The organism is Roseomonas chloroacetimidivorans, assembly GCF_049629625.1.
In the GTDB taxonomy this organism is placed as follows: domain Bacteria; phylum Pseudomonadota; class Alphaproteobacteria; order Acetobacterales; family Acetobacteraceae; genus Roseomonas; species Roseomonas chloroacetimidivorans.
In genome coordinates this window covers 1-17,259 of record NZ_JBNBZS010000033.1, presented here as the reverse complement: position 1 = coordinate 17,259, position 17,259 = coordinate 1, and the positions used below count along the sequence as shown (strand labels likewise).

Annotated in this window: 16 protein-coding genes and 1 pseudogene; 11 read left to right on the top strand and 6 right to left on the bottom strand. The window is 68.3% G+C overall.

Annotated elements, in window-relative coordinates; genetic code table 11:
- Window positions 1-19: 19 nt before the first annotated feature.
- From ACO1BU_RS21585 to ACO1BU_RS21575, 3 genes are all read right to left on the bottom strand, one after another.
- The gene (locus ACO1BU_RS21585) at window positions 20-541 is read right to left on the bottom strand and encodes a Dps family protein (protein WP_424138036.1); all 522 of its coding nucleotides are present in this window, start codon (window positions 539-541) and stop codon (window positions 20-22) included.
- A 349-nt stretch (window positions 542-890) separates the two neighbouring features.
- Window positions 891-4,940, bottom strand: a complete 4,050-nt coding sequence (locus ACO1BU_RS21580; protein ID WP_424138035.1) for an ATP-binding protein — start codon at window positions 4,938-4,940, stop codon at window positions 891-893.
- 2 nt (window positions 4,941-4,942) lie between these two features.
- Window positions 4,943-5,314: a response regulator transcription factor gene (locus ACO1BU_RS21575; protein WP_424138034.1), complete on the bottom strand. Its 372-nt coding sequence runs from the start codon at window positions 5,312-5,314 to the stop codon at window positions 4,943-4,945.
- 269 nt (window positions 5,315-5,583) lie between these two features.
- Between ACO1BU_RS21575 and ACO1BU_RS21570 the strand changes: the two genes are divergently transcribed.
- The 6 genes from ACO1BU_RS21570 to ACO1BU_RS21545 all read left to right on the top strand — a co-directional run bounded on the left by ACO1BU_RS21570 (window position 5,584) and on the right by ACO1BU_RS21545 (window position 11,578).
- A complete protein-coding gene (locus tag ACO1BU_RS21570; RefSeq protein ID WP_481133228.1) occupies window positions 5,584-6,549 on the top strand; it encodes an alpha/beta fold hydrolase in 966 nt (321 codons plus the stop codon).
- Window positions 6,550-6,685: 136 nt separating this feature from the next.
- A complete protein-coding gene (locus ACO1BU_RS21565) occupies window positions 6,686-7,336 on the top strand; it encodes a hydrolase (RefSeq protein WP_424138033.1) in 651 nt (216 codons plus the stop codon).
- 51 nt (window positions 7,337-7,387) lie between these two features.
- Window positions 7,388-7,648: a DUF1427 family protein gene (locus ACO1BU_RS21560; protein ID WP_424138032.1), complete on the top strand. Its 261-nt coding sequence runs from the start codon at window positions 7,388-7,390 to the stop codon at window positions 7,646-7,648.
- Window positions 7,648-9,603, top strand: a complete 1,956-nt coding sequence (locus ACO1BU_RS21555) for an amidohydrolase (RefSeq protein ID WP_424138031.1) — start codon at window positions 7,648-7,650, stop codon at window positions 9,601-9,603. Before ACO1BU_RS21560 ends, ACO1BU_RS21555 begins: the two co-directional genes overlap by 1 nt.
- Before the next feature lie 2 nt (window positions 9,604-9,605).
- Entirely contained in the window at window positions 9,606-9,995 is a 390-nt protein-coding gene (locus ACO1BU_RS21550) for a DoxX family protein (RefSeq protein ID WP_424138030.1), read from the top strand.
- Window positions 9,992-11,578, top strand: coding sequence for an MFS transporter (locus ACO1BU_RS21545; protein ID WP_424138029.1), 1,587 nt, complete (start codon window positions 9,992-9,994; stop codon window positions 11,576-11,578). The genes ACO1BU_RS21550 and ACO1BU_RS21545 overlap by 4 nt, the downstream gene beginning before the upstream one ends.
- Here the strand turns inward: ACO1BU_RS21545 and ACO1BU_RS21540 are convergent.
- Both ACO1BU_RS21540 and ACO1BU_RS21535 read right to left on the bottom strand, forming a co-directional pair.
- Complete coding sequence (locus tag ACO1BU_RS21540) at window positions 11,559-12,479, bottom strand: LysR family transcriptional regulator (protein ID WP_424138028.1); 921 nt, start codon at window positions 12,477-12,479, stop codon at window positions 11,559-11,561. The genes ACO1BU_RS21545 and ACO1BU_RS21540 overlap by 20 nt on opposite strands.
- Window positions 12,480-12,553: 74 nt before the next feature.
- Window positions 12,554-12,985: a DoxX family protein gene (locus tag ACO1BU_RS21535; protein ID WP_424138027.1), complete on the bottom strand. Its 432-nt coding sequence runs from the start codon at window positions 12,983-12,985 to the stop codon at window positions 12,554-12,556.
- A 198-nt stretch (window positions 12,986-13,183) separates the two neighbouring features.
- On the opposite strand from ACO1BU_RS21535, the gene ACO1BU_RS21530 reads away from it, so the two are divergent.
- The 5 genes and pseudogenes from ACO1BU_RS21530 to ACO1BU_RS21510 all read left to right on the top strand — a co-directional run bounded on the left by ACO1BU_RS21530 (window position 13,184) and on the right by ACO1BU_RS21510 (window position 16,541).
- Window positions 13,184-14,119: a ring-cleaving dioxygenase gene (locus ACO1BU_RS21530; protein WP_424138026.1), complete on the top strand. Its 936-nt coding sequence runs from the start codon at window positions 13,184-13,186 to the stop codon at window positions 14,117-14,119.
- Between the two features lie 48 nt (window positions 14,120-14,167).
- A complete protein-coding gene (locus tag ACO1BU_RS21525) occupies window positions 14,168-14,782 on the top strand; it encodes an alpha/beta hydrolase (protein ID WP_424138025.1) in 615 nt (204 codons plus the stop codon).
- A 134-nt stretch (window positions 14,783-14,916) separates the two neighbouring features.
- Window positions 14,917-15,570 carry a response regulator transcription factor gene (locus tag ACO1BU_RS21520; RefSeq protein WP_424138024.1) on the top strand — a complete coding sequence of 218 codons (654 nt, stop codon included), beginning with the start codon at window positions 14,917-14,919 and terminating at the stop codon, window positions 15,568-15,570.
- 447 nt (window positions 15,571-16,017) lie between these two features.
- A pseudogene (locus ACO1BU_RS21515) lies at window positions 16,018-16,326 on the top strand (transposase); the annotation flags it as partial.
- Window positions 16,278-16,541: a hypothetical protein gene (locus ACO1BU_RS21510; protein WP_424138084.1), complete on the top strand. Its 264-nt coding sequence runs from the start codon at window positions 16,278-16,280 to the stop codon at window positions 16,539-16,541. The pseudogene ACO1BU_RS21515 and the gene ACO1BU_RS21510, both read left to right, overlap by 49 nt.
- Window positions 16,542-16,617: 76 nt before the next feature.
- Here ACO1BU_RS21510 and ACO1BU_RS21505 read toward each other — a convergent pair whose 3' ends face one another.
- Window positions 16,618-16,854 carry a YkvA family protein gene (locus ACO1BU_RS21505; protein ID WP_424138081.1) on the bottom strand — a complete coding sequence of 79 codons (237 nt, stop codon included), beginning with the start codon at window positions 16,852-16,854 and terminating at the stop codon, window positions 16,618-16,620.
- Window positions 16,855-17,259 lie beyond the last annotated feature (405 nt).

Here is a 17,259-nt window from a genome sequence, read left to right as displayed (position 1 = left end):
CGACCAAGCTGCCCTGGTTTCAGCCAGTCCCTCGTCTACCGGTTTCAAACAGGAACCAGACGCGACCCTCGGCCTCGTCGATCCAGTTCTCCAGGAGACTGGCTGTGGCGACGTCTCCATGCTCGTCGCACATCGACCGTAACGCACGCATACGGCCCACCAGGGCACCGTTGTCCTCCCGGAGCTCGGCTAACATGTCCTGCGGGCCCACGAATTCAGCGTCGTTGTCCAGCACGCGCTGCAGCCGCGCGACATGCCCTACCGAGCGGATGGCGGTGCCTCCAAGCTTCCTCGCCCGCTCTGCGGCAGGATCCACCATGGCCAGCAGTTCGCCCGCCTGTTCGTCGAACATCAGGTGGTAGTCGCGGAAATGCGGGCCAAAGGCGTGCCAGTGGAAGTTCTTTGTCTTCAGGTAGAGAGCGAACACATCCGCCAGCAACGCGGACAGCCCCGCCGGGATATCGCGGATTGCCTCCGCTGAAAGGCCGGAGGGAGTGAGTAGCGCAGCCAGGCGCCGGGTCTGCAGGGGGGTGTCAGTCATCGCGTGTCGAACCTTTCGGCCAGCCCCCTCGGGCCGGGTCTCGACAGAATGGGGCGGGAGCCAGCCGAGTTCTTGTTCCGTCAGGACCTGAATGGGACCATCCTGCGGTCGTCGCCTGCTCCCAGCTGTGCTCACGAGTGCGCATACCTCGCCCTTGTGGACCTGACCAACAGCGCAGTGCCCCCGCTCCCACTGAGGGGAGCGGGGGTAGGGCCGTCTCAGCCTGGGGGGTGCAGGCTGAAGGTGGGCGGATCCCGACCGGCCCCGCGCATGAACACGGCCGATGTGGAGGCTGGGGTCATTACGCGCGACGGTCTTGTCCAATCCAGCCGGAATTTGCCCGGATGCCTCACACCGAAGCGGGTAGGCGGACCAGGAAGCGGCTTCCGGAGGGACCCGTTGCGACGCATTCCAGCCATCCATCATGCGCCTCCATGATGGATCGGCAAATGGGGAGTCCCATGCCCAGGCCGGTGGACTTCGTGGTGAAAAAGGGATCGAAGATCCTGGCGAGGTCGGCATCAGTAATTCCCGGCCCGGTATCCTCCACCGTGAACTCGACCGCGGCGGTCGCCGCGTCGTGGCTGGAGGCGATGACGATGCGGCGCGGTTGGCCGCTCATTGCCTCGAGCGCCTCCGCGGCGTTGAGGATGAGGTTGAGGAAAACTTGCTCCAGCTGGACAGGGTCGGCGAGGACGGTGGCATCCGGCGCGGCCAGCACCTGCTCGAGCGTCACACCCTTCAATTCAACCTCGGCCGAGATGAGGCTGGCCACCCTCCGGACCAGGGCGTCCACTGCCACTTGGCGGCGCTCCGGCGCGGTCTGGCGGGCCAGTGCGCGCAGCGAGCGAACTATGTCGCTCGCTCTCTGTCCGTCGTGGAGGATGTCGGCCAACCCGGCCATGGCCTCCCCGATCTCGGGCGCCGGGCGGCTCAGCCAGCGCCCCACGGCACCGGCTTGCGCAACGATGGTTGAGAGGGGCTGGTTGATCTCGTGCGCGATCGAGGCGGCAAGCTCCCCCATGGTGGCCGCCTGGGCCGCCTGGGCCAGCTCCGTCCTGGCGCGGCGCAGGGCCGCCTCAGTTGCGCGGCGCTCTGTCACGTCAGTGAGGACACCGACGAAAACCTCCGGCTCCGCCGATCCGATCATAAGCTCTACATGGCGCGCCGCGCCCTCCGCCGGATCGAGAATGCGGAAGGCGTGCGGGCCGGTTACCCCACCGCCCCAGGGCTGCCCGATGACCGCCTCAAGGCGGGCCCGGTCCTCGGGGTGCGTGCGCGCCCGCATCTCGTCCAGTGACAGCGGGCTGCCCGACGGGTCGGCGCCCCAAAGGAGGAATAGCCCATCCGACCAGCTGTGCTCGTCCCTCGCGCGATTCCAGCGAAAGCTGCCGGAGCGACTGATGCGCTGACTGAGGGTGAGGAAGGCCTCGCTCGTCCGCAGGGCGGCGTAAAGGTGGGCGTTCTCCAGCGAAATCGCCGCTTGGCTGGCGATGATCTCCAGCAGCACTTGGCGGGACCCGTCGAAGGCGTGGGCGGCGACCTCGTTCTCCAGGTGCAGCACACCGATGAGCGCGCCTTGCTTGATCAGTGGCAGCGTGAGGAGGGAGCGGGCGGGGCGGATAGCGAAGTAGCCGTCAAAGCCGTGCTCATGCGGCCCGCGCAGGTCGGGAATGGAAACCGCGGCGCGGCGCTGGATCACCCCGTAAAGAATGGAGAGCGGAAGGTCGCTCACGGAAGGGGTGGTGCGGGCGAAGCAAACGGAGATGTGGCCCTTCCCAGGCGCACCGTCATCCAAGGTGCCGAGCGCTTCCAGCACCGTGTGCCCCTCACCGGTCATGACCAGGGCGGCGCGGCTTGCGCCCGCCACCGCCATCGCCTGTCCGAGCAGGCGCTCGACGAGGCGATCCGTGTCGATCTCACCCGAGAGGCTCTGCACGGCCGCCATGGCGGCGCCGAGATCAAGTCCGTCATGGCTATGCTGGCTGTCGCGCCGTGCGGCGGCCTGGACGGGGGCTGGTAAAAAGGAGTGCCGGGCCGAGAGCTTTGCCATCCGTTGCACGGCGCCCCAGGCCTCGTACTGGGAATGGGCGCCGCGAAGATGGTGGCGGGCCGCGCCTTCCAGCCCATGCGCCGCGTAGCATGTGGCGGCCCGCTCATGCGCGATGGCGCGCACCTGCGGCCGGTCCGCGGCTGCGGCGGCCACGACGGCCTCCTCGTACAGGGAGAGGGCGCGCAGCGTTGCGCCCTCAAGCCGGGCCGACTCGGCCTCCAGCAACAGCGCCTTGTCCCGGAAGTTCCCGGGGTTGAGGCCGGCCCAGCCGCGCATTTTTGCGAGGTGAGGTGCGAGTCCCGCCGCGTCGCCCCGGGCCGCTTGGATCAGGCCGGCGAAGAAGTGGATGCACATCACATGGATATGCGCCGGCGTGGACCAGGCGAGCGAGCGCGCACGGTCCAGGTACTCCTCCGCCCTGTCCGGATCGTCCTCCGTGAAGGCGAGGATGCCGCGGAACATCCAGTACCAGCAGAGGAGCGGCGTCATCGCACTTCGGGGCGGCTCGGCCGGCAGCGCCCCGTTCCCGCGGAGCGCGCCCACGAAGGCGTGCTGCACGCCGAGAATGGCTTCCACATCCGCGAAATGGACCTGTCGTGCGAAGGCGAGCCCGCGCGCGATCTCTTCCTCCACCCGGACAAGAGGGACACCCATAACGATGAGGTCGGAGACGATGTGGTTGCAGGCGTAGCAGGCCATAGCGTTGTCGCCGCTATCCCTGCTCTCGGCCAGGGCGGCACGGGCGCAGCCGAGAGCGAAGTCGAAGGGGCGGCTCCAGGCGCTCACCTGGTCCAGGGCGACAAGGGTGGCGCTCCGTATCTCAGCGCTTCCTGACGCCTCGGCGACGCGCATACCCGCCTCCGCAAACTCCATCCCGCGCCCGTACTCGCCGAACCGGTGGGCGAGGGCGACGCCGAACCAGGCAATACCCTGCGCCGATGCTGGTGCAATCCCGTGCAGGACGGTGAGCCGCACCTGCTCGCAAAGAAGCACGAACATCAGCGCGTCATCGACGAAGTTGGCCGGAATTACGAGGCTTGCGAGCAGCTCCATCCCCTCCTGCAGGAGCGGATCGGTCATGGGCGACAGCTCGGGCAGTGCAGCGGGGCCACGCGCGCCCATCGCGGCCCGTAGTCGGCAGTAGGCAGCCTCGGTCTCGGGAATGCCAGGGGAGGCCGGCAGCTTTATGCCGAGCAGCGGCAGCGCCTCGGTCCCCGCCCGGATTGCGCCCGCGAAGTCGGAACGCAGGCTTCGCAGCCGGATGTCGAGACGGAGCGCGGCGAGGTGCTCCGCCTCCTCCGTCGCCGCCTGCCGGAGGCGCGCGATCTCCACCGCAGCCTCCGGGAAGCGTCCCTCGAGAATTAGGCACTCTGCCCGCGGTCGCATCCCGACCGCTCTCGATGGTAGGGCTCGTGAGGTGGTGCCCTTGCTGGACGCGGCGGGCACAGCGCCGTCCCCTACCGTCTCGGCAAGATTGAATGGCTCGACGGCCCCCTCCCGCTCCCAGTCTGCGAGGCAGCGCCGCAGGTCACGCTCCAGTGCGGAGGCGGAGGGGTAGCGCCGCCCGGGCTCCTTCTCGATCAGCTTCAGCAGAACCGCGTCCAGCATCGCCGGCACCCCGGCTCGGAAGCGGCCGGGCGGGGGCGGCCGTCTTGCGGCGTGGGCATGGACCCAGCCCAGCGCATCCTCCGCCTCGAAGGGAAGGCGCCCGGCCAGGAGCGCGTAGAGGGTCATGCCGAGCGCGTAGAGGTCGCTCCGGGCACCGCTGAAGGGTTCGGTCCGCCGCGCGCGCTCGGGCGGGGTGAAGGCTGGGTTGCCAAACCCGCTCTCTCCCGCCAGGAAGCCTTCACCTTCCGCGAGCGCCAGGCCGAACCCGGCCAGCCGGACCACGCCGTCAGTGCCCTCGAACAGGCTGGCGGGCGTGAGGTCGCGATGGAGCAGCCCATACGCATGGGCTTGGCTCAGCGCATGGGCGGTGCCAGCCGCAAGGCGGAGGAAGCCCGCGATGTCGCGCACTGCCCCATCCGACGGTGGCACGCCTCCGTCGTCACGCAGGATGAGGACCGGCCCGTCCAGGGTCGGAATAAGGTGCAGCGGCAGCACGGCCCAATCGGGGGAGAGCACCTGCCGCAGCGCGAAGGCGCGGCGGAGCCGGGTTGCTGCGGCGGACTCCTCCGGCACCATGGCCCGGGAGATCAGCCAGCTCCGGCCATTTTTCGGGCAGCGGGCACGAAGGGTTTCCACTAACCCGTCGGTCGCCACCGGCTCAGTCGCGAGGGCCGCGAGCCACTTGGCGTCAGCTGGGCGGTCCGGCGTGGCTTCGGGCGCCAGGGGCAAAAGATCCATCCTCACGGGGCGGCCGCCTCCATCGCCTCCGCGAGCCGCGTGACGAGGAGGTTAGGATCGCAGGGCTTCTCGAGAAAGAAGCGCGCCCCGCCACTGATGGCGCGTTGCTGGATGCGCTCGTCGGGATAGGCGGTGATCAGAATCACAGGAAGCTCGGCGCGGCGGGACCGCACGGCCTGAAGCAGGTCGAAGCCGGACAGCTTCGGCATCTGGATGTCGGAGACAACGCAATCGAAGGGCGAGATATCCTCCGCCAGGAAGGCGTCCGCCGAGGCGTAGCCCCTGGCCCTGAGCCCGGCTGAGCGCGCGAGGCTTGTCAGCGCCACCCTGACGCTGTCGTCGTCGTCCACGATGGCGATGAGGTGATCTCGCAAGTCGTCCGACCTTCCCGGGACCCCGCACGGGCACGACGGTCCGGTGCGGCTATACTGCGTTGGCCCTCGATACAACACTATACGAAAGATCAGGCCCCATCCGCGCCTGCCCGCCCGACAGGTTTCGCGTAACGGGCCGCTAACGATGTTCGGATGATCCAAATCCGTCAATGCCTGACAAGAGGGCCGCTGCTTCACCTCCTAGTTTCCGTTTTGTCCGAGGGAGAGCCCCGTGCGTCGCGGTGCCCAGACACGGCAGGAGAAGCAGCATGAGCGACAGATCACCCGCCGGCGCGGTTTACCGCCGTGGCCTGGTCCTGGGCGGCATCGGCGCTGCGGCTCTCCCGGCTCTTCCTGCCGGCGCGCAGACCGCGCCGGCGCATCACACCCAACCGCATTCGGAGCATCGCAGCATGGCCACCTTCACCACACGGGACGGCACCTCGATCTACTACAAGGATTGGGGCAGCGGCACGCCGATCGTGTTCAGCCATGGGTGGCCGCTGAGCAGCGACGCCTGGGAGGCGCAGATGATGTATCTCTCCTCAAACGGCTTCCGCTGCATCGCCCACGACCGGCGCGGCCACGGGCGTTCCTCCCAGCCCTTCTCGGGCAACGACATGGACACCTACGCGGACGATCTCTACGCGTTGATGGAGCACCTGGACCTGCGCGGCGCGATGTTGGTCGGCCATTCCACAGGCGGTGGCGAGGTGCTGCACGTGGCCGGGCGCCACGGCACCTCCCGCATCACGAAGCTCGTGCTGGTCAGCGCGGTCGCGCCCTTCCTGGTAAGAAACGAGGTGAGCCCGGACGGCGTACCGCTGGAGGCGCTGGACGGGCTCCGCGCCAGCATGCTGAAGGATCGCTCTCAGCTCTTCCAGGACTTCACCACCGTCTTCTTCGGCGCGAACCGCCCCGGCGCCCAGGTGACGCAGGGCATGCGCGACAGCTTCTGGCTGCAGGGCATGATGGGCGGGCTGAAAAACGAGTACGACTGCATCAGGGCATTCTCCGAGACGGACCTGACAGACAACTTGAAGAAGCTGACCATCCCCGTGCTGGTCCTGCACGGTGATGATGACCAGGTGGTGCCGATCGCGGCCACCAGCATGCGCTCCGCGAAGCTCGCGCCGCGGGCGACGCTGAAGATCTACCCGGGTGTTGCCCATGCGCTGCCCGACACGGCGCGCGACCAGTTGAACGCCGACCTGCTCGCCTTCGCCAAGTCCTGACCGCGAAGGGCGCCCGCAGTGGCGCTCTTCCTCTCGATTGCGTGCATGCAATCCCCGTATTGCTGCCGCTGTCATGGACTTGCGCCTCTTTCACCATAATCATTGCACCACACTAGCCATGATAGGAATGGCCGATATGCCCACAGCGACCCCGACCCCTGGCAAGCTCCTGCTCAACCCTTCCGACCACACGCTCATCATGATCGACTTCCAGTCGCAGATGGCCTTCGCGACCAAGTCGATCGACCCGGTCACGCTGCGGAACAACGCCGCCCTCGTTTCCGCTGCCGCTGCCGGCTTCGGCGTCTCCACCATCCTTACAACGGTGGCCGAGAAGTCCTTCTCCGGTCCGATGTTCGAGGAGGTCACCGCACCCTTCCCGAACCAGGCGCTGCTCGACCGCACCTCCATGAACACCTGGGAGGATGCGGCGGTGATCGATGAGGTGAACCGCATCGGCAAGCCCCGCATCGTGTTGGCCGGGCTCTGGACGGGCGTTTGCATCGTGGGCCCCGCGCTTTCCGCGCTGGACCAGGGCTTTGAGGTTTATTTCATCGCTGATGCCTGCGGTGACGTCTCGACCGAGGCGCATGAGCGCGCGGTGGAGCGGATGATCCAGGCCGGTGCGCGGCCGATGACCGCGCTACAATACCTGCTGGAGCTGCAGCGCGATTGGGCCCGCACCGGAACCTACGACATGACGACTGGTATCGCGAAGAAGTACGGCGGCGGCTACGGCCTGGGCATCATCTACGCAAAGTCGATGTTCAACGCCCACGAAGGTTGAGACCGCAACCGCGCGCCGGGACACAGCGCCCGGCGCTCCTCGGAGGTAGCGATGAAGCCCTACCTGCTCTCCCTCGGCGCCGGCCTGCTCGTCGGCGCGATGTACAGCCTTATGGGCGTCCGCTCTCCGGCACCACCGGTGATCGCACTAGTGGGCCTGCTCGGCATCCTGCTGGGCGAGCAACTCGTGCCCGTGGCTAGGCGCCTTTTGGAGGGGCATTCAACTTCCGCAGCAGTTTCGCAGGCCGGCTGCGCACAGCACCTTTTCGGCCGGCTGCCCGGCCATGATGCCACCGCAAGGGACCACGCGTGATGCCGAACCTGTCCCGCCGCCGCATCGCCGGCGGCCTAACCGCCATCGGCCTGTCCACCCTTGATCGGAGCCCCGCCATGGCCGCATCCGCGCCCGACCTGATTCTGCACAACGGCGAGATCACCACGCTGGACCGGAGCAATCCGGCCCCGCAGGCCGTGGCGGTCACGAATGGCCGCTTCTCGGCAGTGGGCGACAGCGCAGCGATCCTGCCCATGGCCGGGCCGGGCACTCGGGTGATCGACCTGAAGGGCCGGCGCCTCATCCCCGGCCTGATCGACAACCACCTGCACGTCATCCGCGGTGGCCTGAACTTCAACATGGAGCTGCGGTGGGACGGGGTACGGTCCCTCGCCACGGCCATGGAGATGCTGCGAAAGCAGGTAGCGATCACGCCGCCGCCGCAATGGGTCCGCATCGTCGGCGGCTTCACCGAGCACCAATTCGAGGAGAAGCGCCTGCCGACGCTGGAGGAGATCAACGCGGTCGCTCCCGACACGCCGGTCTTCATCCTTCACCTCTATGACCGCGCGCTGCTGAACGGCGCGGCGCTGCGGGCGGCGGGCTACACCAAGGACACGCCGAACCCGCCAGGCGGAGAGATCCAGCGCGCGCCGGATGGGACGCCGACCGGGCTGCTGCTGGCCAGGCCGAACGCCACCATCCTCTACGCCACCCTGGCCAAGGGCCCGACTCTGCCCTTCGACTACCAGCTGAACTCCACTCGCCACTTCCTGCGGGACCTGAATCGGCTTGGCGTGACGGGCGCGATCGACGCGGGCGGTGGCTACCAGAATTATCCAGACGATTACAAGGTGATCCAGAAGCTGGCCGAGGATGGCGAGCTGACGGTTCGGATTGCCTATAATCTCTTCACGCAGAAGCCGAAGCAGGAGAAGGAAGACTTCCTCCGCTGGACGGGCAGCGCGAAATATCAGCAGGGCGACGACTACTTTCGCCTGAACGGCGCGGGCGAGATGCTCGTCTTCTCCGCCGCCGACTTCGAGGACTTTCGGGTGGAGCGCCCGGAGATGCCGCCGGAGATGGAGCCGGAGCTGGAGGCGGTGGTCCGCATCCTCATCCAGAACCGCTGGCCCTGGCGCCTGCATGCCACTTACGACCAGACCATCTCCAGAGCGCTGGACGTATTCGAGAAGGTCAACGCCGAGATGCCGATCGGCGACCTCCACTGGATTTTTGACCACGCGGAGACGGTGAGCGAGCGCAGCCTGGAGCGCATCGCGCGCCTCGGCGGCGGCGTGGCCGTGCAGCACCGCATGGCCTACCAAGGCGAGTACTTCGTGGAGCGCTACGGCGCCCGCGCGGCGGAGGCGACGCCGCCGGTCGCGAAGATGCTGGAAATGGGGGTGAAGGTCTCGGCCGGCACGGACGCCACACGCGTTGCCTCCTACAATCCCTGGGTCGCGCTCTACTGGCTTACCCAGGGCAAGACCGTTGGCGGCCTCCGCATCACGCCGGAACGCAACACGCTGGACCGCGAGACGGCGCTGCGGATGATGACGGAAAAGGTCACTTGGTTCTCCAACGAGGAGGGCAAGAAGGGCCTGATCGCGGAGGGGCAGCTCGCCGATCTGGCCGTGCTGGACCGGGACTACTTCAAGGTGCCGGGGGACGAGATCCAGGACGTCACCTCGCTCCTCACCGTCGTCGGTGGCAAGATCGTGCATGGGGCAGGGGACTTCGCCTCCCTGGCGCCGCTCCTGCCGCCGGCCATGCCGGACTGGTCGCCGGTGCGCCGCTTCGGTGGCTATCAGGATCGCCGGGCGGGGAAGCCGGGCGCGGCGGGCGCCTTCGCCCGCGCCGTGGCCGGCTGCTGCGATGCGGCCTGCGGCGTGCACGGGCACGACCATGCCCGCGCCTGGGCTGCCTCCACCCCGGCGGGCAAGGATCAGGGCTTCTGGGGTGCCCTCGGCTGCTCCTGCTGGGCCTTCTGAGGATGAGCCCGGCCGCGCGCCGCGCGCTGACCTTCCTCGGCCTGCTCGGGCTCTGCGCGGCGTATCTCCAGGGCGGGTTGAACAAGCTGTTCGACTACCCCGGCGCGGTGGCGGAGGCAGCCTATTTCGGCCTGCCGCTGCCGCCCGCCACGGCGGCTGCCACCATCGCGCTGGAACTCCTGGCCAGCGCGATGATCCTGACCGGCTGGCTGCGCTGGCTCGGCGCACTGGGCCTGATGGCCTTCACCCTCGCCGCGACCTTCATCGCGAACCGCTACTGGGAACTGCCAGGCGGCATGGAGCGCTTCATGACCGCCAATTCCTTTTACGAGCATCTCGGCCTCGCCGGTGCCTTCCTCCTCGTCGCGCTCTGGGACCGGAGGGTGACATGAGCGCCGCGCCCGGCCCCTTCTCCCCGCTGCGCCAGACCACCTTCGCGGTGATCTGGGCCGCCACCGTCCTCGGCAACACCGGCAGCTTCATGCGGGATGTGGCTAGCTCCTGGCTGGTGACGGACCTCGCGGCGGGTCCCGCCGCTGTCTCGCTGATCCAGGCGGCGGGCACGCTGCCGATCTTTCTGCTGGCGATCCCGGCCGGTGTCCTCTCCGATATCCTGGACCGCCGGAGCTTCCTGATTGCCGTGCAACTGCTGCTGGCGGCTGTCAGCAGCGCGTTGATGGTCCTGTCCTCTCTCGGACTGATGACGGTCACGTCGCTCGTCGCGCTCACCTTCGTCGGCGGCATCGGCGCCGCCCTCATGGCGCCCACCTGGCAGGCCATCGTCCCGGAGCTGGTGCCGGCGAAGGAGATGAAGGGCGCGGTCGCGCTCAATTCCCTCGGCATCAACATCGCCCGCGCCATCGGGCCGGCTGCGGGCGGCCTCCTCCTCTCGGCGGCGGGCGCCGCGGTCACCTACGGCGCGGACGTGGCGAGTTACGTGCTGGTAATTCTCGCCCTGCTCTGGTGGAAGCGCCCCGCAAAGGCAGAGGACGCCTTGGCCGAGAACTTCGGCGGCGCCTTCCGGGCGGGCATCCGCTACGCCCGCGCCAGCCGTGAGTTGCACTTGGTATTGCTGCGGGCCGCCATCTTCTTCGCTTTCGCCAGCGCGGTCTGGGCGCTACTGCCGCTGGTAGCGCGCAACCTACTAGGCGGCGATGCCGGGTTCTACGGCATCCTGCTAGGCGCGGTCGGGCTGGGGGCCATCGGTGGGGCGCTGCTGCTGCCCCGCCTGCGCGCGGTACTGGATGCGGACGGGCTGATGCTCGCGGCTAGCATCGCCGCGGCGGCCGTCATGGCCGCCCTGGCGCTCGCACCACCAAGCTGGCTCGCGCTGCCCGCCCTGCTACTGCTCGGCATCGCCTGGATCGTGGCGCTGACCACGCTCAACGGCGCGGCGCAGGCCATCCTGCCGAACTGGGTCCGTGGCCGGGCGCTGGCCGTCTATCTCACCGTGTTCAACGGGGCGATGTCGCTCGGCAGCCTTGGCTGGGGCTTGGTGGCAGAGGCGGTCGGGGTACCGGCGGCGCTGCTGCTTGGGGCAGGTGGCCTCGTGCTGGTGGCTTTCGTGCTGCACCGGGTGAAGCTGCCGGCGGGGGAAGCGGACCTCGTCCCCTCCGATCACTGGCCGGAGCCGCTGACAGCCGACCCCGTTCCGCACGATTGCGGCCCTGTGCTGATCCTCATCGAGTACCGGGTCGCCAGGGCCGATCGCGCCGCCTTCCTGCGTGCGGTGGAGAGCCTCTCCAAGGAGAGGCGGCGCGATGGCGCCTTTGGCTGGGGCATTACCGAGGATGCGGCGGACCCGGAGAAGATGGTGGAGTGGTTCACCGTCGAGAGCTGGGCCGAGCACCTGCGCCAGCACCATCGCGTCTCCCGTGCCGATGCGGATGTGCAAGAGGCCGTGCGCAGTTTTCATACCGGCCCGGAGGCACCGGTGGTCCGGCACTTCCTGACGGTCAGGCCGGGCCGGGGCTGATGGGGGACGAGGCTCCCTCGATCAGCGGACGCTTCGCCGAGATCGCCTCAGCCAGATGGTCCATCAGCGCCCGCACCCGGGGCGTGTGCCGCAGGTCGGGGTGGGTGAGGAGCCAGAGGTCAGAGGCATAGGCCGCGTCGGGCGGCGCGAGGCGCACCAGGCCCGGCCAGGCATCGCCGATGAAGCATGGCAAATGCCCGACCCCGATCCCGGCCGCCACCCCGTGGGCGAGCCCGAGCACCGTGTCGAAGCGCGCGGCCAGCCGCCCCGGCGCGACCGCGGCCTGGGCGAAGCGCACCACCTTCAGCCCCGAGAGGTTGTCGCCGAGGCAGACCCAGTGCGCGCTCTCCGCCGGATCCTGCGGATGCTCCGCGCTGGCGGCGCCATAGAGGGCCCAAGCGATGCGCGCGGCGCGGCGTCCGACCAGCGTGTCCGGCGGCGCGTCCGTCGCGCGCACTGCCACGTCCGCGTCTCGGCGGGACAGGTTTAGCGCCGCATTGCCGGTCACGACGTCCAGCCGGATCGCCTGGTTCGCTTCGCGAAAGGCGCTAAGCATCGGCATCAGCAGATCGGAAAGCAGGCTGTCGCTGGTCGCGATCCGCACCTCGCCCGAGGGGGCAAGGGCCTGCCCGGCTAGGCGCCGCGTGACGGCGGTGATGTCCTCGTCAACGCGCGCGGCGAGCGCCGCCACCTCCTCGCCGGCCGGGGTCAGCGTGTAGCCGGTGCGGTGCCGCTCGAAGAGCGGCTGGCCGAGGACCGCCTCGATCGCCTTCAGTCGCCGGAAGACAGTGGAATGGTCCATGCCCAGCCGGGCGGCGGCCGCAGGCAGGTTGCGCGTGCCCGCCACCGCATCGATCAGCCGAAAGTCGTCCCAGGCAAGGGTGCGGGCGGGTTCCTTCAAGGCAGGGGTCCTGACGCGCGAAGCCGGCGGTACGGGGAACCGTGCCGCCGGCGGATCGCAGAATTCTAGTCGCTTCAGGCCGTGGCGGCGAGGGCCGGGCGGGTGGCCGGCACCGGGGTGGCCCGGAGTGCCAGCGCTCCGTCACCGGCCAGTGCCTGCACGATGGCGGCGGCGATGAGGAAGGCAGGGTATTCCCAGCCGCCATTCGGGGCGTTGAACACCCAGCCATTCCCGGCATGCACCATCAGGGCGCCGGCCAGCACGGGCAGGGTCAGCACCGCGGCGGCGCGGGCATAGACGCCGAAGAGGATGGCGAGGCCGCCGACCAGCTCGGCCAGGACCACGGGCCAGGCGAGGAAGGCGGGGAAGCCGGCCTGGGCCATGAAGCCGGCGAAGCCCGGCACGGTGAAGACCGCCACCTTCAGCCAGGCATGGGCGATGAACATCACCCCCAGCGAGACGCGCAGGAGCAGGAGGGCGTAGGGGGCAAGACGAGGGTCGATCATGGGAGGGGGTCTCCGAGGGGATCCCGGGGCGGGATCGTTGGCCCGGAGGTTGGCTGCCCCGGCGCCGCAATGCCATGCCGGAGGTCGCAAGGCCTGTATTGCAGGAGCGCAATCGGTTTGCGCTGGCCCCGTGCGGGCCGGGTCCTATTTCCTGTCCCCATCGGAGCGCCCGACGCGCTCCTCCCGGAGGCATCCACCATGGCCCGCAACGGCATCCACCACGTCACCGCCATCGCCGGCAGCGCACAGCGCAACCTTGACTTCTACACGCGCACCCTCGGGCTGCGGCTGGTGAAGAAGACCGTGAACTTCGACGATCCCGGCGCCTACCACTTCTACTACGGCGACGAGGCCGGCAGCCCCGGCACGATCCTCACCTTCTTTCCCTGGGAGCACGCCGCCCCTGGCCGCGCCGGCGCGGGCGAGTTGCAGGAGACGGTGTTCCGCATCCCGCAATCCGCCATCGGCTACTGGACCGCGCGGCTGGTGAACCACGGCGTGGAGCGCGCGACGCGCTTCGGCGAGACGGTGCTCACCTTCCGCGACCCGGACGGGCTGCGGCTCGCGCTGGTCGGCCTGCCGGGCATTGACGCCGAGCCCGCCTGGGACAGCACGGCCGGGGGAGGCGAGGTGCCGGTGGAGCACGCGATCCGCGGCTTCCACAGCGTCAGCCTGATGCTGGAGCGGACCGAGGCGACGGGGGCGATCCTCTCCGACGTGTTCGGCTTCCGGGAGGTGGCGCGGGAGGGCGACACGACCCGCTACGCCGTGGAGGGCACGGAGATCGGCGGCATCGTGGACCTGCGCGCGGTCAGCGGCTTCCTGCCGGCGCGGCTGGGGCGCGGCTCCGTCCACCACCTCGCCTTCCGCGCGGCGGATGACGCGGCGGAGATGGAGATGGTCCGCAAGCTGGCCGCCAACCACGGGCTGCGCACGACGGAGCAGAAGAACCGCGACTACTTCCGCTCCGTCTACTTCCGCGAGCCCGGCCATGTCCTGTTCGAGATCGCGACGGACATCCCGGGCTTTGACGTGGATGAGCCGGCCGGCGAGCTCGGCCGTGCGCTGAAGCTGCCGGCCTTCCTGGAAGGACATCGCGAGGCCATCGAGGCCGCCCTGCCCATCCTCGCCTGACCATCCCCAATGTAGGCCGCGCCAAGGCGCGGCCCGGGAGCCACGACCGTGAGTTCTAACGCCGACTTTGTTCATGTCTTCGAGCCCGGCACGGACACCGCCCGTCCGCCGGTGCTGCTGCTGCACGGCACGGGTGGCGACGAGAACGACCTGCTGCCCTTCGGCCGCCTGGTCGCGCCCGGCGCATCCCTGCTCTCCCCACGCGGCCAGGTGCTGGAGAACGGCATGGCCCGCTTCTTCCGCCGGCTGGCGGAAGGCGTGTTCGACGAGGGGGACCTGCGCGGCCGCACCGACGACCTCGCGGACTTCATCCGTGCGGCGCAGGCGCGATACGGGATCGCCGCCCCTGTCGCGCTCGGCTTCTCGAACGGCGCCAACGTCGCGGCGTCCCTGCTGCTGCGCCATCCCGGCCTGCTGCGCGGCGCGGCGCTGCTGCGCGCCATGCCGCCCTTCCGCGACCCGCCGGCGGCACGGCTGGACGGTACGAAGGCTCTGCTGCTCTCTGGTGCCGCCGACCCTATCGTGCCCGCCGAGGATAGCGAGCGACTGGCCTGGATCCTCCAGGACGCGGGCGCGGCCGTGAAGCATCACCTGCTGCCGCTCGGGCACAGCCTCTCTCAGATGGACGTGGCCCTGACCCGAGATTGGATGCTGGCACTTTGAGGGCAGCGCGGGTCGGCGTGGGCGACCGACCCCGGGTACCTTCTTTGTGCCCGAGCAATCAAGGCGGTATTCACGTTGCCGTGGGCGAGGGCAAGCCGCTATGAACGCGCGGGGCATTTCCGGCGGGAGGTCGAATGGAGGAGGGCAGGAACCCGGATGATGGGCAGGAGCCTAAACCCCTCGTGCTTGTGGTGGACGACGACGTTCGGGTTCGCCAAGCGATCGATAGCCTTCTCCGCTCTGTCGGCCACAGCACCCGCCTCTACGAGGTCGCTCACGAGATTCTCGATGCTCCCCTGCCGAACCAAGTTGGATGCATCATCATGGACGTGCGCATCCCTCGCATGAGTGGGCTCGAGTTCCAGGCGCGTCTGGCCGAACGCGGGGAACACCCGCCCATCATTTTTGTCACGGGCTATGGCGACGTGCCAATGAGCGTTCGTGCGATGAAGGCGGGAGCGGTCGATTTTCTCGTCAAGCCTTTCCGCGACCAGGATATGTTGGACGCTGTTGACGCCGCGTTGGAGAAGTACCGTGAGCGACGCCGTAGTCTAGAGATGGCCGCGGCAGTTCGGTCGCGCTATGCTAACCTTACTCCCCGCGAGGCGCAGGTCATGGCCCTCGTCGTAGGTGGGCTCATGAATAAGCAAGTCGCCGCCGAATTGGGCCTGAGTGAGATTACTGTGAAGCTCCACCGCGCCAGTGTTATGCGGAAGATGGATGTACGGACCCTCGCGGACTTGGTGCGAGCGGCGGAGTTGGCCGGGCGAAACCCGCAACGTAGTTAGGTGCTCAGGTCGTCGCGCCACTTTGGTTGAGGCGGGAACTACCCAGACCAGTAAGCGGCAAGCTTCAATTGTGACAAGCGTTCGTGCGGGTCGTCAGTTCGGGCACTTGTCTCTGGCTCCTGGCGCAGATACGGAACGTCGGCAACGAAGCTGGGTACGTCAGTTTCCCGGCTAGGCCTCGTGGCTGTCGTCGAATGCGGGCAGCGCGCCAGCCCATTAGGCCGGTTGTAGGGCGAAGGCCGCTTCTGGCTGAGGCCGTGGCAAGACACGCTGATGGGTCGATTTGCATCGGCTTACAGCTGTGGCCGCGGTAGTCTGTCTGGATTGCTCGGGTAATCAGGCCGGGATGGTCTGCATCAGTGGTCCGGTGCCCAAGATCGCGATCACCCGCTTCATGTTGTACGCCAGGACGTGCCGGCTCATCTCGGTACTGAGCGCTAACAGGTCATGACGCTCCGGACCGACGAGTTCATCCGCCGGTTTCTCCTGCATGTCCTGCCACGGGGCTTTCACCGCATCCGCCACTACGGCCTGCTCGCAACCGGTGGCCGTTGTGAAATTCTTCCCAGGGCCTGCGAACTCCTCGCGGTACCGCCACGTCCGCCTGAGCCAGACGAGGAGGGCGAGCCCGCGGATCATCGGCCGCCCTGTCCTTGCTGTGGCGGCCGCATGCTCAACCTCGAGACCTTCGAGCGCACCGCCCAGCCGTGCGCACCGCCGCGGCCCGCATGCTCATCCGGACGAGGCTCGCCGTGATCCGGCACGGCCTGCTTAACTCCAGGAGCCCAGCCCTGCTGCAATCGACGGTGACCCTCGACCATCGCTCACCAGCAAGTCTTCAGCATGCGCGTCGCGGCGGTGATCCTGCGCCAGATCCCGGCGCGAAGCACAACATCGGCCACCGGCATCACCGCCGCAGCCTGCCCATCAACGTCGCGCAGCTGACCTGCACAGCCCCGCCCATCCGCTAAACTCCCATACGGGGCGCCACCGGACCGCGAGTTCGTTCCTCGGCGACTTTGGCACGCCTGCGGCAGCCGGATCCCTTCACCAAGGCGGATGGTCCGCTTTGAGTAGAGCATTCTTGAGGCGGCCGCAGAAAAGACAGGCCGCAATAGCCGCTTCCGACCGGGAGCAGACGTAGATCGGCCGCGGGGCTAATGCGCGGTGCTCCGCCATAACCTCAGGTGGCATCAGCCGAACGGCGATCAGAATTGCCAGCGGCAACAGGATCACCTCATTGAGGCAACCAAGGACCGGGATAAAGTCCGGGATGAGGTCGATGGGCGAAAGAGCTTAGGCAGCAATCACCAGCGCGAATGCCTTGGCGTGCCATGGCTTCCGGGGATCGCGGGCTGCGAGGTAGAGCGCATAAACGCCACGCTTGAGCGCCCGCGCCCAATCCTTAATCCGCTTCAACACCTACTTCGGTCACTGCTGTCCGCCCTCTCATAACCGGGCCTTCACGCCAAGTCCGTTGCCCACCTTCAGGAGTCCATATGCCGCTGCAGGCTGATATCAGCTCTGCGTAACGACGCTGAAGCGTTCGATTGACCCATGTGGGCGCAAAGCAGCCCTCGCTGGGACGCACCTTTCCCCCCCAAGCGGAGCCATGTTCGGGGGCCTGTGATCAGGAAGCGCGCCTCAGCGGCGCGCCGATCCATCCGAGTATCCTCCCACGGCACAACC

Excerpts from the sequence above, each read along its gene's own strand:
- ACO1BU_RS21560 (WP_424138032.1), top strand. The coding sequence starts at position 7,388 with ATGAAGCCCTACCTGCTCTCCCTCGGCGCCGGCCTGCTCGTCGGCGCG.
- ACO1BU_RS21580 (WP_424138035.1), bottom strand. The coding sequence starts at position 4,940 with ATGGATCTTTTGCCCCTGGCGCCCGAAGCCACGCCGGACCGCCCAGCT.
- ACO1BU_RS21555 (WP_424138031.1), top strand. The coding sequence starts at position 7,648 with ATGCCGAACCTGTCCCGCCGCCGCATCGCCGGCGGCCTAACCGCCATC.
- ACO1BU_RS21535 (WP_424138027.1), bottom strand. The coding sequence starts at position 12,985 with ATGATCGACCCTCGTCTTGCCCCCTACGCCCTCCTGCTCCTGCGCGTC.
- ACO1BU_RS21545 (WP_424138029.1), top strand. The coding sequence starts at position 9,992 with ATGAGCGCCGCGCCCGGCCCCTTCTCCCCGCTGCGCCAGACCACCTTC.
- ACO1BU_RS21520 (WP_424138024.1), top strand. The coding sequence starts at position 14,917 with ATGGAGGAGGGCAGGAACCCGGATGATGGGCAGGAGCCTAAACCCCTC.
- ACO1BU_RS21550 (WP_424138030.1), top strand. The coding sequence starts at position 9,606 with ATGAGCCCGGCCGCGCGCCGCGCGCTGACCTTCCTCGGCCTGCTCGGG.
- ACO1BU_RS21530 (WP_424138026.1), top strand. The coding sequence starts at position 13,184 with ATGGCCCGCAACGGCATCCACCACGTCACCGCCATCGCCGGCAGCGCA.
- ACO1BU_RS21565 (WP_424138033.1), top strand. The coding sequence starts at position 6,686 with ATGCCCACAGCGACCCCGACCCCTGGCAAGCTCCTGCTCAACCCTTCC.
- ACO1BU_RS21570 (WP_481133228.1), top strand. The coding sequence starts at position 5,584 with ATGAGCGACAGATCACCCGCCGGCGCGGTTTACCGCCGTGGCCTGGTC.
- ACO1BU_RS21585 (WP_424138036.1), bottom strand. The coding sequence starts at position 541 with ATGACTGACACCCCCCTGCAGACCCGGCGCCTGGCTGCGCTACTCACT.